This window comes from Bradyrhizobium sp. AUGA SZCCT0176 (assembly GCF_018130145.1).
GTDB lineage: Bacteria > Pseudomonadota > Alphaproteobacteria > Rhizobiales > Xanthobacteraceae > Bradyrhizobium.
In genome coordinates this window covers 36048-48723 of sequence record NZ_JAFCMB010000028.1, presented here as the reverse complement: position 1 = coordinate 48723, position 12676 = coordinate 36048, and the positions used below count along the sequence as shown (strand labels likewise).

The following is a 12676-nucleotide window of genomic DNA, read 5'->3' as shown; positions in this document are numbered from 1 at the left end:
TGGGCGAACAGCAGGAAGAACCGGACTCACGAAATCCGGTTATTCCTCAAACCTTTTAGTGACGGCGAATGCTTATTTGGGGCAGTAAGCGATGGCTGTGCCGCCAAGCCAACCACCGATGCAGCCCGCGCCGACGAAGATGCCGCCGACACCTTTGATTCCGATCGCGAGAATGCCGTCTTCATAGGTGATCGGGCCGATCGTGAGGCCGCCTGCGGCGGCATCGAGTTGATCGAGCGACAACTCGCCATTGATTTCGTGCGCAGTATTGCCTTCGGTCATAGCCGTTCTCCACTGTTTGCGATTGGCTCGAACAGGCCAATCGGGATGGAGCGTAGTTGCGGTGAGGCGGGAGCTCAGTGATTGCGGTCACGCATCATGACGATGCTCGAAACCTCTGCTAACGTGCGCCTGCAAACAAGAAACCCCTTGAGGAAACTGCCATGCTCACGGTTCATCATCTCAACGACTCCCGCTCGCAGCGGATCCTGTGGCTGCTCGAAGAGCTCGGCACGCCCTATGAGATGAAGCGCTATCAGCGCGATGCCACGACGCGGCTGGCGCCGCCGGAACTGACGGCGATCCATCCGCTCGGCAAGTCGCCCGTCATCACCGATGGCGGCACCACGATCGCGGAGTCCGGTGCGATCGTCGACTACATCATCCGCAAATACGGAAAAGGCGCGATGATGCCGGCGCCCGACAGCGCCGACTATGAGGCGTACAATGAGTGGCTGCATTATTCGGAAGGGTCCGCGATGCTGCCGCTGATGCTGAACCTCTATGTCAGCAGGCTGAAGGAGGCGGGCGCGCCGCTGCATCCGCGCATCGACAGCGAGTTGGCCAACCATCTCGGCTATGTCGACCGCGCGCTGAAGGATCGCGAATTCTTCATCGGCCCGTCGCTGTCGGGTGCCGACATCCAGATGAGCTTTGTCGGCGAGATGGCAAAGGTGTTCGAAAAGCTCGCCCCGTATCCGAATCTGGCGGCCTGGCTGACGCGCATGCACGCGCGCCCGGCGTTCCAGCGCTCGATCGAGAAGGGCGGGGCGTACCGGTTCGCGAAATGACGACGAAGTCGTCATCCCCCGATGTGCAATTGCACATCTGAGGGCGACGCGCAGCGTCGAACCCGGGATCTCGAGATTCCGGGTTCGCTTCGCGCCCCGGAATGACGGAGAGTGGCTATGGGCCCCGGCTCAAGGCCGGGGCGACGAGGGGCCGCCCACCTTGTCCCCCGCCGTATCTTGCATAAATATCAGACGGATACCGCAAGTGCTTGGCCGGCCCGGGCCAATGTGGTATCTCGCAAGCGCTTCTTTCGACCGCCACACGTAACCGACCGTTTTGCCCCTAAGGGCTTGCGGCGGTGGAGATATTCGGCCCATGACCTCCAGCAGCAAGACCGCCTCCGCGCCCGACTCGTTCTTCACGGCAACCCTCGCCGAGGCCGATCCGGAAATCGCAGCCGCCATCAAGGGTGAACTCGGCAGGCAGCGCCACGAGATCGAGCTGATCGCCTCGGAAAACATCGTCAGCCGCGCGGTGCTGGAAGCGCAGGGCTCGGTGATGACCAACAAATACGCCGAGGGCTATCCGGGCGCGCGCTACTATGGCGGTTGCGAATGGGTCGACGTCGCCGAGACGCTGGCGATCGATCGCGCCAAGAAACTCTTCGGCGCCCAGTTTGCCAACGTGCAGCCGAATTCGGGCAGCCAGATGAACCAGGCGGTGTTCCTGGCGCTGCTGCAGCCCGGCGACACCTTCATGGGCCTCGATCTTGCCGCCGGCGGCCATCTCACCCACGGCGCGCCCGTCAACATGTCCGGCAAATGGTTCAAGGCGCAGCACTACACCGTGCGCCGCGACGACCAGATCATCGATATGGACGACGTTGCGCGCCGCGCCGAGGAAGTGAAGCCGAAGCTGATCATCGCCGGCGGCTCGGCCTATTCGCGCGCCTGGGACTTCAAGCGTTTCCGCGAGATCGCCGACAGCGTTGGCGCCTATCTGATGGTGGACATGGCGCATTTCGCCGGCCTCGTCGCCGGTGGCGTCCATGCCTCGCCGGTACCGCATGCCCATGTCACGACCACGACCACGCACAAATCGCTGCGCGGCCCGCGCGGCGGGTTGATGCTGTGGAACGACGAGACGCTGACGAAAAAGTTGAACTCGGCGATCTTCCCGGGTCTGCAGGGCGGTCCCTTGATGCACATCATCGCCGCGAAGGCGGTGGCATTTTCCGAGGCGCTGCGTCCGGACTTCAAGATCTACGCCAAGAACGTTGTCGAGAACGCCAAGGCGCTGGCGGAGGCGCTGCGCGCGCAGGGCCTCGACATCGTTTCGGGTGGTACCGACAACCATCTGATGCTGGTCGATCTGCGGCCCAAGGGGCTGAAGGGCAACGTCTCGGAAAAAGCACTGGTTCGCGCCGCGATCACCTGCAACAAGAACGGCATTCCCTTTGATCCCGAAACGCCGTTCGTCACGTCGGGCCTGCGTCTGGGCACGCCGGCGGCGACCACGCGCGGTTTTGGCGTTGCCGAATTCCAGCAGGTCGCCTCCATGATCGCCGAAGTGCTCAACGCGCTGGCGCAGTCGCCCGACGGCAAGGCGCCGCTGGTGGAAGCCGCGATCAAGGAACGCGTCAAGGCACTCACCGACCGCTTCCCGATTTATCAGTAAAGGCCACAGGTAAGGGATTCGTGGGATGCGCTGCCCCAGCTGCAACAGTCTCGATACGCAGGTGAAGGATTCGCGCCCCACCGAGGATTCCGCCGTGATCCGGCGGCGGCGGGTCTGTATCGCCTGCAATTTCCGCTTCACGACCTTCGAGCGGGTGCAACTGCGCGAACTGACCGTGATCAAGCGCAACGGCCGCCGCGTGCCGTTCGACCGCGACAAGCTGGTGCGCTCGCTGCAGATCTCCTTGCGCAAGCGCCCGGTCGATCCGGAGCGCGTCGAGAAGATGGTCTCCGCCATCGTGCGCGAGCTCGAAAGCGGCGGCGAGGCGGAGGTTTCCTCGGAGGCGATCGGCGAGATCGTGATGGAGCATCTGCGCCAGCTCGATGACGTCGCCTATGTGCGTTTTGCCTCGGTCTATCGCAACTTTCGCGAGGCCAAGGACTTTGAAGCCGTGCTCGGTGAGCTGTCCGGCGAGGAAGACGCACGGGTCACCGCGTTGCGCAAATGATCTTCCGCATTCTGGAAGACCAGTACGCGCAGAAATCCAGAGAGTCCAAAGCCGCGGACGCGCGCTTCATGCAACTCGCGCTTGCGCTCGGCCGGCGCGGGCAGGGGCGCACCTGGCCGAACCCCGCCGTCGGTGCTGTTATCGTCAAGGACGGTGTCATTGTCGGGCGCGGCTGGACCCAGCCCGGCGGCCGGCCGCATGCCGAGCCGGACGCGCTTCTGCGCGCCGGTGAAGCCGCGCGCGGCGCCACGCTCTATGTGACGCTGGAGCCGTGCTCGCATTTCGGCAAATCGCCGCCTTGCGTCGACGCCGTGATCGCGTCGGGCATTGCCCGCGTGGTGTCGGCGATCGAGGATCCCAATCCGGAAGTGGCGGGGCAGGGCCACGCCAAATTGCGCGCCGCCGGGATTATCGTCGATGTCGGCCTGAATTCCGCGGAAGCAGCATACGACCATGCCGGGCATTTCCGCCGCATCCGCGACAAGCGCCCGCATGTGATCCTCAAGCTGGCGGTCTCCGCCGACGACAGGATCGGCGCCGCCGGCCGCAAGCCGGTCGCCATCACGGGCGAGGCCGCAAGGACGCGCGTGCATCTGCTGCGCGCGCAATGCGATGCGATCCTGGTTGGGATCGGCACCGTGCTGGCCGATGATCCGGTGCTGACCTGCCGGCTGCCGGGAATGGAGCATTTATCGCCGGTACGGGTGGTGCTGGATCGGAGCTTGCGGATTCCCGGCACCAGCCGTCTGGTGCAGACCGCGCGCGAGACGGCGCTCTGGGTCATGACGTCGGATCTCGCCGAAGCGCCGGCCGCCATGAAGCTCGGCGCTGCCGGGGCGCAGGTGATCCGCGTCGCCGCGTCAAGCACGCCGCCGGGGCTGGATCTGCCGGCGGTGCTGCGTGCGCTGTCCGACAAGGGCATTTCGCGGCTGATGGTCGAGGGCGGGGCGCGCGTCGCGTCGTCCTTTGTATCGGCGGGGCTGGTCGACGAGGTCTGGCTGCTGCGCGGACCCGAGGCGGTCGGCGCGGGCGGCATTCCCGCGCTGGACGCATTGCCGCTGTCGGCTCTCACCGGGTCGCCCGCGCTAAGAGTCCGTGCTAGCGAAAGCGTCGGCCAAGATACTCTCACGATCTACGAGCGCGCTTAAATGTTTACCGGAATAGTCACCGATATCGGCGAGATCGCCAGCCTGACGCCAACGGCGCAGGGGCAGTTGCACCGCTTGCGGATCGCATGCCGCTATGACCAGAAGACCATCGCCGATGGCGCCTCGATCGCCTGCAACGGCGTCTGCCTTACCGTCGTCGGCTCCGGCGTCGAGGACGGAAAGGCCTGGTTCGATGTCGATGCCGCGGCCGAAACGCTCGGCATGACCACGGCGAAGCATTGGGCCAAGGGGACAAAACTCAATCTCGAGCGCGCGCTGAAGATCGGTGACGAACTCGGCGGTCACATCGTGGCCGGCCATGCCGACGGCATCGCCTCTATCGTCAAGCGCGACGATCTGCCCGATATGGCCAGGTTCGAGCTGCGCACCACGCGGGAACTGGCGCGCTTCATTGCCGTCAAGGGCTCGATCACGCTGGATGGCGTGTCGCTGACCGTGAATACGGTCGAAGACGTCGTGTTTTCGGTGCTGATCATTCCCCACACGCTCAGCGTCACGACGCTGGGCAGTTGGAAAGCGGGTAGCGAAGTCAATATCGAGGTCGACTTGATGGCCCGCTACGCGGCGCGGCTGTCGGAAATGAAGTGACGGCGCAGCTTGGCTTTGGCCGCCGCTGAGCCTAAAACGCCAGCCAAACCCTCATGGTGAGGAGGCGCTTGCGCCGTCTCGAACCATGAGGCCCGAAATATCCCGGCCCTTCGAGACGCGGCCAAGCGGCCGCTCCTCAGGGTGAGGGCACCGATCAAGACGGAAGAGATGTAATGGCAGACGCACGGCGCGCACCGCTGAAGGACCAGACCGACATCACAGGCGCGCGCGCGCTGATCGTCGAGGCACGGTTCTATGACGACATCCAGGATGCGCTGCTGGAAGGCGCGGTCACCGAACTCAAGGCCGCCGGCGTGACGCATGACGTCATCACCGTACCGGGTGCGCTCGAAATCCCGGCCGCGATCGCGATCGCGATCGATGCCGCCGAGAAGAACGGCAAGCCGTATGATGCGGCAATTGCGCTCGGCTGCGTGGTGCGGGGCGACACCATTCATTTCGAGATCGTCTCGATAGAATCCTCGCGCGCGCTGATGGACCTTGCCGTCGCCAGAAAGTTCCCGCTTGGCAACGGCATCATCACCGTCAACACCGAGGCGCAGGCCTGGGCGAGGGCGCGCGCCAGTGAACTCAACAAGGGCGGCGACGCCGCCCGCGCGGCGCTCGCGATGCTGCGGATCAAACGCCGGCTGGCAAAGGCCTGACGATGGCAGACAGCAAGAAGCCCGCTCCGAAAAGTCCGGACAAGAAAGCCAACCGGCGCGGTGCGGCGCGGCTCGCCGCCGTGCAGGCGCTGTACCAGATGGACATTGGCGGCGCCGGGATCAACGACATCTTCGCCGAGTTCGAGAGCCACTGGCTCGGCAACGAAGTCGAGGGCGACAAATATCTGCCGGCTGAAGCCGCGTTTTTCCGCGACGTCGTCTCGGGCGTGGTGCGGGATCAGGCAAAACTCGATCCGCTGATCGACGACGCGCTGTCGAAGGGCTGGCCCTTGAAGCGGATCGACGCGATTTTGCGCGCGGTGCTGCGGGCAGGGTCCTATGAACTGGAGCATCGCAAGGACGTGCCCGGCCGCGTGGTCGTGTCCGAATATGTCGATGTCGCGCACGCCTTTGTCGAAAAGGACGAGACCGGCATGGTGAACGCGGTGCTGGACCAGATCGCGCGGCAATTCCGCGCCGACGAGTTCGCGCGTGGCTAGCGCGCCCGCGTCCGGCGAAGACTCGCTGATCGCGCGCTATTTCAGGCCGATCGCGACCGACCCTGGCGCCTTCAATCTCGACGACGACGCCGCGGCCCTGAAGCCTGATGGCGACGACATCGTGGTGACGACGGACGCCATCGTCGAAGGCGTGCATTTCCTTCCCGACGATCCGCCTGATACCGTTGCGCGCAAGGCGTTGCGGGTGAATCTCTCGGATCTCGCCGCCAAGGGCGCGGTGCCGGCCGGTTTTGTGCTGACGCTGGCGCTCCGCGATACCGACGAAGCCTGGCTCAAACCGTTCGCGGCCGCGCTCGGCGAGGACGCGGCGCAATTCGGCTGTCCGCTGCTGGGCGGCGATACGGTGTCGACATCAGGGCCGCTGATGGTCTCAATCACCGCGTTCGGGCGCGTGCCGTCAGGCAAAATGGTCCATCGCAGCGGCGCCAAGCCTGGCGACCGGGTGCTGGTGACCGGCACGATCGGCGATGCCGCGCTCGGGCTTGCCGTGCTCGGCGGCGGAAAGGTCCATGCCGCGGTCAGCGATATCGCCGCGCGCGATCTGCTGATCGGGCGTTATCGGGTACCGCAGCCGCGCGTAGTGCTCGCGGAAATCGTTCGCGACCATGCCGGAGCGGCGATGGACGTGTCCGATGGGCTCGCCGGCGATCTCACCAAGCTCTGCGGCGTGTCCGGCGTTTCCGCTGCGATCGATCTGGAATCGATTCCGCTGTCGGATACCGCGCGCGATCTGGTGTCGCGTGGCATCGTCGGAATCGAAACATTGATCGCCGGAGGCGACGATTACGAAATCCTGTGCACGGTGGCGGAAGACCGCGTCGATGCGTTCCTGCAAGCTGCGCAGGGCGCCGGCGTGGCGGTGAGTTCCATCGGAACCGTGGTCGCTGGAAATGGTGCGCCAATATTCCTCGACGGGCAGGGCGGTGAAATCGTGCTGAAACGGCGCGCTTACAGCCATTTTTGAGCGTCGCAGCGCCGCCTGCGGGCCTTTATTTGCAGCCGGCCATTGCAATTTCCCGGAAAATCTATAGTTGTGCGCGCATTCGATTGCCGCCGTGCCTTTTTGAACGCGCCTGTTAGGGCATCTTCCAGAGACATCGTCGATTGGATTTGAATCCGCGCGATCGCCGTGCGGAATGAAAGCCTACGTGCTTTGGAGAATAGAAAATGGCTACGGGAACTGTGAAGTGGTTCAACGGTCAAAAGGGTTTTGGATTCATTCAGCCGACCGACGGCAGCAAGGATGTGTTTGTTCACATCAGCGCCGTTGAGCGCGCCGGCCTGACCGGTCTGGCCGAAGGTCAGAAGGTCGAGTTCGAACTCAAGACCGACAAGATGCGGGGCAAGGTAAGCGCAGAGAACCTGTCGCTGGCCTAAGGCCTCGAAACGGTCGTTTCACGGATGTACTGAAATGGATCGCGGGCCCGCTCAATCCCTTCGAGGATTGGGCGGGCCCATGTATTTTCAGGCCGAGTAGTTTCAGGCCCATATATTTCTTGGTCGATATTTGGGCTTGCTGCACCCGCAGGATCGCTGTCGGCAGACGATTCGAAGGTCCGCCCCGCGGGCGCCTGACAGGCCTCGGATTTTCCGCCGGACGGTCCAGCCGCCAGCCAGGCCTCGGCACCGGCCGTCGTTCCCGGGGATTCCTTTCAAAAATAGACGGTTTCTGGCCTCCGCGGCGTTGCGCCGGGGAAACGATTTTGGCAAGGTCCCGGCGATTTGAGGGGCCACCCTTCTGGGCGGGGAAGGCCTCCTTTTTATGCGCTTGCCGCGCTCGCGGTGTGGCGGGGGAACATCAAGGTCTGAGGCAAATTCAATGACAGCATTATGGATGATTGTGCTCTGCGGAGCGCTTTCGATTGTTTACGCGATCTGGGCGACGGCATCCGTGATGAAGGCGGACGCCGGCAATCCGCGCATGCAGGAGATCGCAGCCGCGGTGGCCGAGGGCGCACAGGCCTATCTGAAGCGCCAGTACATGACGATCGGCATGGTCGGCGTCGTGATCTTCGCGCTGCTGGCTTATTTCCTCGGCATGCTGGTTGCGGTCGGCTTCCTGATCGGCGCGGTGCTGTCGGGCGCCGCCGGCTTCATCGGCATGAACGTTTCGGTTCGCGCCAACGTGCGTACCGCGCAGGCCGCGACTACCTCGCTGGCCGGCGGACTTGAGCTTGCCTTCAAGGCCGGTGCGATCACCGGCATGCTGGTGGCTGGTCTCGCACTGCTCGGCGTCACCATCTACTTTGCCTATCTGACCCAGATGCTGGGCCTGAAGGCCAACGACCGCGTCGTGGTCGACGCGCTGGTCGCACTCGGCTTCGGCGCCTCGCTGATCTCGATCTTCGCCCGTCTCGGCGGCGGCATCTTCACCAAGGGTGCGGACGTCGGCGGCGATCTCGTCGGCAAGGTTGAGGCAGGCATTCCCGAGGATGATCCGCGCAATCCCGCCACCATCGCCGACAACGTCGGCGACAACGTCGGTGACTGCGCCGGCATGGCCGCCGACCTGTTCGAGACCTATGCGGTGACCGCGGTCGCCACCATGGTGCTGGCTGCGATCTTCTTCGCGACCTCGCCGCTGCTGGTGAACATGATGACGCTGCCGCTCGCCATCGGCGGCATCTGCATCCTCACCTCGATCGCCGGTACCTTCTTCGTCAAGCTCGGCGCCAGCCAGTCGATCATGGGGGCGCTCTACAAGGGCCTGATCGCGACCGGTGTCCTGTCGCTCGTCGGCGTTGCCGGCGTCATCTACTGGTTGATCGGCTTCGGTCCGCTGGCGGGTGTGAAATACACCGGCATGGCGCTGTTCCAATGCGGCGTCGTCGGTCTTGTCGTTACCGGGCTGATCATCGTGATCACCGAATACTACACCGGCACCGATTATCGCCCGGTCAAGTCGATCGCGGCGTCGTCGGTCACCGGTCACGGCACCAACGTGATCCAGGGCCTCGCGATCTCGATGGAATCCACCGCCGGCCCGGCGCTGGTCATCATCGCCGGCATCCTCGTGACCTACAGCCTTGCCGGCCTGTTCGGCATCGCGATCGCGACCACCACCATGTTGGCGCTGGCCGGCATGATCGTGGCGCTCGACGCCTTCGGTCCCGTCACCGACAACGCAGGCGGCATCGCCGAAATGGCCGGTCTGCCGAAGGAAGTCCGCAAGTCGACCGACGCGCTCGACGCGGTCGGCAACACCACCAAGGCGGTCACCAAGGGTTACGCGATCGGCTCGGCCGGTCTCGGCGCGCTGGTGCTGTTCGCGGCTTACAATGAAGACCTCAAATTCTTCATCGCCAACGCCGCGAAGTATCCGTACTTCCAGGGCGTGCTGCCCGACTTCTCGCTGAACAACCCCTACGTCGTGGTCGGCCTGCTGTTCGGCGGCCTGCTGCCGTATCTGTTCGGCGCGATGGGCATGACGGCCGTTGGCCGTGCGGCCAGCGCGATCGTCGAGGAAGTGCGGCGTCAGTTCCGCGAAAAGCCGGGTATCATGCAGGGCACCGACAAGCCGGATTACGGCCGCGCGGTCGACCTTTTGACCAAGGCGGCGATCAAGGAAATGATCATCCCGTCGCTGCTGCCGGTGCTGTCGCCGATCTTCGTCTACTTCGTGATCTTTGCGATCGCGGGCGGCGGCGCGGCCGGCAAGTCGGCGGCGTTCTCGGCCGTCGGCGCCATGCTGCTCGGCGTGATCGTGACCGGCCTGTTCGTCGCGATCTCGATGACCTCGGGCGGCGGCGCCTGGGACAACGCCAAGAAGTACATCGAGGACGGCCATTACGGCGGCAAGGGCTCCGACGCGCACAAGGCGGCGGTAACCGGCGACACCGTCGGCGATCCCTACAAGGATACGGCCGGCCCCGCCGTCAACCCGATGATCAAGATCACCAACATCGTGGCGCTGTTGCTGCTGGCGATCCTGGCGCACTGAGCGGCGAGAAGCCCGATCAAACGAAAAACCCCGCGGTGCGAGCCGCGGGGTTTTTCTTTGGAAGTTCGTAGCCCGGATGAGCGCAAGCGAAATCCGGGACCCCTCGCGCGATACCCCGGATGTCGCATGCGCTCATCCGGGCTACGGGAGTTACGCCCCTCAGCCCGCGTCCATCTGTAGGCCTTCCTGCTTGATGATGGCGCCGAACTTCGCGGTTTCCGCCTGGGTGAAATCGGAAAATTGCTGCGGCGTGCCGTAATCGGTGCGTGCCCCGATCTTGGCCATGCTTTCCTTGATGTCGTCGCGCTCCAGGAACACCTTGATTTCCTTGTTGAGGGCATCGACGACGGGAGGAGGGCAGGCCTTGGGCAGGAAGATGCCGAACCAGGACGAGACATCGAATTTTGCCAGCTCCGGCCCGGTCTCGCGCACGGTAGGAATGTTCGGCCCTGACGGACTGCGCTCCGGCGTCGTCACCGCCAGCGCGTTGAGCTTGCCGTCCATGACCTGCGGCAGCGTCGGAAAGAGATTGTCCGACAGGATCTGGATGTCGCCGGCCAGCGCCGCCTGCAGCGCCGGCCCGGCGCCGCGGAACGGCACATGCACCATCTTCAGTCCGGTGAGCTGCAGCAGCCAGGCCATGGTGAGGTGAGGGCTCTGCCCGATACCTGAGGAACCATAAGTCAGCTTGTCCGGATTGGCCTTGATATAGGCCACCATGTCCCCGATCGACTTGACCGGCACCGAGGGGTGCGCCGAGATGATGTTGGGAATCCGGATCAGGTTGGAGACCGGCTGCAACTGGTCGGCCTTGTAGGTCATATTCCGGAAGATGCTGTAGGCGATGGCGTTGGGGCCGGGATTGCCGACCAGGATGGTGTGCCCGTCGCCCTTCTGGCGGACGACTTCAGCGGTGCCGATGGTGCCGCCGCCGCCGGAGCGGTTCTCCACCACCGCGGACTGGCCCCACGCCTTCTGCAAATGAGCCGCCAGCAAGCGTCCCATCACGTCCGTGGTGCCTCCCGGCGCGGCCGGCACGATCAGGCGGACGGTTTCGGTGGGCCGCCAGTCGGCGCCCAGGCTGCTGCGCGGCAGAATGGCCGCAGTGGAGAGCGCGGCGGCTCCGGTCAGAATATGGCGGCGGGAAAAAAATCGGCTGGTCACTGGTCACTCCCTGCGGGGTTGTTGTTTTGCAGGCGACCGTAGGCAGCGCGCACGCTCAGGGCAAGCGGGCGACTTGGCGCAGGGCTGTAAGCTGTTCGATATCGTTCCCCGGATGCTGCGCAGCGCGCCACCCTTGTGGCGTGGTGCGCTGCTGATCCGGGGTCTACGCATTGTTCAGATGAGTCCCGGCTCTGCGGAGCAGCACGAGGGTGCTGCACCGCGTCCAGGACACGAGGGTATCAGTTAAAGCTGAGCAGCTTGAACAGCGGCGTCAGGTAGCTGAGCTCCTGGCCTGAGGTCGGCGTGGTGCGGCTGATGAAGTCGAAGATCTTGCCGTCCTGCAGCCCGTAATTGGCAAGCCGCTGCACCTGACGATTCTTGTCGAAATAGATCGCGATCACCCGCTGGTCGACGACCTGCTGGTTCATGAAGGCGACCTTCCGCTCGGAGCGCTGCGAAATGTAGTAGAACACCTCGCCGTTTAGGGTCGCGACGGTGGAGGGCGTGCCCATCACAATCAGCACCTGGTCCTGGCTGGCGCCGATCGGGATTTGTTCGAGCGCGCCGGGGGGCAGGATATAGCCCTTCTGGAATTGCTCGCCGGTGCAGCCGCCGAGTGCGGCGCAGAGCAGTGCCACGGCCGCAAAGCCGCGAAAACCGCGCCAGCGCGCCGTCAGGCGGCGCGGCGAGGGCGCGCATGAGCGTGAGTGGCCCGTCTCGGTCATTCCGGAATCGATCCCGTCCCCTTGCATCGCGCGAGGCGTTGACGTACCGGGCAGCACGCAGGATTGCAACATGCGCGGGCGCCCGAAGCTGAAACCCTGAAGGCTGAAACCTTCATGGCGGAAACCTTTGGGGCTCGCATGCGGAACCCACAATGCTTTGGCCGTTCAATCACTTCAGGAAACCCCGGTCCGCCCCGCGCGGCACCATTGAAGCCATCTATGGCATGATCGTGACGCAGGCGCGAGAACCGTTGTTTTATCGGGACTTGGCGGTCCCGGACACGGTTAACGGCCGTTTTGACCTGCTTCTGATGCATTTGTGGCTGGTATTGCGGCGGCTCAAATCGGTCCCGGCGGGCAAGGCGCTGTCGCAGGCGCTGTTCGACCATTTTTGCAATGATATGGACGATAATCTGCGCGAACTGGGCGTCAGCGACCTCAAAGTGCCGAAAAAGATGCAGGCCTTCGGCGAGGCCTTCTATGGCCGCACCGCGGCCTATGATCTGGCGCTGACCGAGAGCCGCGAGGCCCTGGCGCAGGCGCTGTGCAAGAACGTCCTCAACGGTGAGAACATCGAAAAGGCGCGCCAGCTCGCAGCCTATGCCGAGGCTGTCATGGCGGCGCTCGACCGGCAGGACGAGGCGGCGCTGGCCGGCGGCACTTTCAAGTTTCCTTCGCCGGAGCAAGCCGGCGCACAAGCATGAGCAA

Annotated in this window: 14 protein-coding genes; 11 read left to right on the top strand and 3 right to left on the bottom strand. The window is 64.2% G+C overall.

The features are described from left to right. Positions 1-72: 72 nt before the first annotated feature. A complete protein-coding gene (locus tag JQ600_RS33705; protein WP_212263625.1) occupies positions 73-282 on the bottom strand; it encodes a hypothetical protein in 210 nt (69 codons plus the stop codon). Between the two features lie 161 nt (positions 283-443). On the opposite strand from JQ600_RS33705, the gene JQ600_RS33700 reads away from it, so the two are divergent. From JQ600_RS33700 to JQ600_RS33655, 10 genes are all read left to right on the top strand, one after another. Beyond that, a complete protein-coding gene (locus JQ600_RS33700; protein WP_212388343.1) occupies positions 444-1070 on the top strand; it encodes a glutathione S-transferase family protein in 627 nt (208 codons plus the stop codon). A 316-nt stretch (positions 1071-1386) separates the two neighbouring features. Further along, complete coding sequence (gene glyA, locus JQ600_RS33695) at positions 1387-2688, top strand: serine hydroxymethyltransferase (RefSeq protein ID WP_212388346.1); 1302 nt, start codon at positions 1387-1389, stop codon at positions 2686-2688. Between the two features lie 25 nt (positions 2689-2713). Next, complete coding sequence (gene nrdR / locus JQ600_RS33690) at positions 2714-3196, top strand: transcriptional regulator NrdR (RefSeq protein WP_192733576.1); 483 nt, start codon at positions 2714-2716, stop codon at positions 3194-3196. Continuing rightward, positions 3193-4344: a bifunctional diaminohydroxyphosphoribosylaminopyrimidine deaminase/5-amino-6-(5-phosphoribosylamino)uracil reductase RibD gene (gene ribD / locus JQ600_RS33685; protein WP_212388348.1), complete on the top strand. Its 1152-nt coding sequence runs from the start codon at positions 3193-3195 to the stop codon at positions 4342-4344. Before nrdR ends, ribD begins: the two co-directional genes overlap by 4 nt. Next, a complete protein-coding gene (locus tag JQ600_RS33680; protein ID WP_212388350.1) occupies positions 4345-4953 on the top strand; it encodes a riboflavin synthase in 609 nt (202 codons plus the stop codon). It begins immediately after the preceding gene. A 173-nt stretch (positions 4954-5126) separates the two neighbouring features. Continuing rightward, positions 5127-5618 carry a 6,7-dimethyl-8-ribityllumazine synthase gene (gene ribH / locus JQ600_RS33675; protein WP_212388352.1) on the top strand — a complete coding sequence of 164 codons (492 nt, stop codon included), beginning with the start codon at positions 5127-5129 and terminating at the stop codon, positions 5616-5618. Positions 5619-5620: 2 nt separating this feature from the next. Continuing rightward, complete coding sequence (gene nusB, locus JQ600_RS33670; protein WP_192733572.1) at positions 5621-6118, top strand: transcription antitermination factor NusB; 498 nt, start codon at positions 5621-5623, stop codon at positions 6116-6118. Then, positions 6111-7103 (top strand): thiamine-phosphate kinase, encoded by a 993-nt coding sequence (thiL, locus tag JQ600_RS33665; protein WP_212490317.1) that lies wholly within the window; start codon positions 6111-6113, stop codon positions 7101-7103. Before nusB ends, thiL begins: the two co-directional genes overlap by 8 nt. Positions 7104-7306: 203 nt before the next feature. After that, positions 7307-7516 (top strand): cold-shock protein, encoded by a 210-nt coding sequence (locus JQ600_RS33660; protein WP_192733570.1) that lies wholly within the window; start codon positions 7307-7309, stop codon positions 7514-7516. 442 nt (positions 7517-7958) lie between these two features. Continuing rightward, entirely contained in the window at positions 7959-10079 is a 2121-nt protein-coding gene (locus JQ600_RS33655; RefSeq protein WP_212388356.1) for a sodium-translocating pyrophosphatase, read from the top strand. Positions 10080-10238: 159 nt separating this feature from the next. Here JQ600_RS33655 and JQ600_RS33650 read toward each other — a convergent pair whose 3' ends face one another. Continuing rightward, positions 10239-11243 carry a tripartite tricarboxylate transporter substrate binding protein gene (locus tag JQ600_RS33650; RefSeq protein ID WP_212263617.1) on the bottom strand — a complete coding sequence of 335 codons (1005 nt, stop codon included), beginning with the start codon at positions 11241-11243 and terminating at the stop codon, positions 10239-10241. Positions 11244-11482: 239 nt separating this feature from the next. Then, the gene (locus JQ600_RS33645; RefSeq protein ID WP_212388358.1) at positions 11483-11968 is read right to left on the bottom strand and encodes an outer membrane protein assembly factor BamE; all 486 of its coding nucleotides are present in this window, start codon (positions 11966-11968) and stop codon (positions 11483-11485) included. Between the two features lie 152 nt (positions 11969-12120). On the opposite strand from JQ600_RS33645, the gene JQ600_RS33640 reads away from it, so the two are divergent. After that, the gene (locus JQ600_RS33640; protein WP_212388360.1) at positions 12121-12672 is read left to right on the top strand and encodes a ubiquinol-cytochrome C chaperone family protein; all 552 of its coding nucleotides are present in this window, start codon (positions 12121-12123) and stop codon (positions 12670-12672) included. Positions 12673-12676 lie beyond the last annotated feature (4 nt).

Excerpts from the sequence above, each read along its gene's own strand:
- JQ600_RS33705 (WP_212263625.1), bottom strand. The coding sequence starts at position 282 with ATGACCGAAGGCAATACTGCGCACGAAATCAATGGCGAGTTGTCGCTC.
- JQ600_RS33700 (WP_212388343.1), top strand. The coding sequence starts at position 444 with ATGCTCACGGTTCATCATCTCAACGACTCCCGCTCGCAGCGGATCCTG.
- glyA (WP_212388346.1), top strand. The coding sequence starts at position 1,387 with ATGACCTCCAGCAGCAAGACCGCCTCCGCGCCCGACTCGTTCTTCACG.
- nrdR (WP_192733576.1), top strand. The coding sequence starts at position 2,714 with ATGCGCTGCCCCAGCTGCAACAGTCTCGATACGCAGGTGAAGGATTCG.
- ribD (WP_212388348.1), top strand. The coding sequence starts at position 3,193 with ATGATCTTCCGCATTCTGGAAGACCAGTACGCGCAGAAATCCAGAGAG.
- JQ600_RS33680 (WP_212388350.1), top strand. The coding sequence starts at position 4,345 with ATGTTTACCGGAATAGTCACCGATATCGGCGAGATCGCCAGCCTGACG.
- ribH (WP_212388352.1), top strand. The coding sequence starts at position 5,127 with ATGGCAGACGCACGGCGCGCACCGCTGAAGGACCAGACCGACATCACA.
- nusB (WP_192733572.1), top strand. The coding sequence starts at position 5,621 with ATGGCAGACAGCAAGAAGCCCGCTCCGAAAAGTCCGGACAAGAAAGCC.
- JQ600_RS33660 (WP_192733570.1), top strand. The coding sequence starts at position 7,307 with ATGGCTACGGGAACTGTGAAGTGGTTCAACGGTCAAAAGGGTTTTGGA.
- JQ600_RS33655 (WP_212388356.1), top strand. The coding sequence starts at position 7,959 with ATGACAGCATTATGGATGATTGTGCTCTGCGGAGCGCTTTCGATTGTT.
- JQ600_RS33645 (WP_212388358.1), bottom strand. The coding sequence starts at position 11,968 with ATGACCGAGACGGGCCACTCACGCTCATGCGCGCCCTCGCCGCGCCGC.
- JQ600_RS33640 (WP_212388360.1), top strand. The coding sequence starts at position 12,121 with ATGCTTTGGCCGTTCAATCACTTCAGGAAACCCCGGTCCGCCCCGCGC.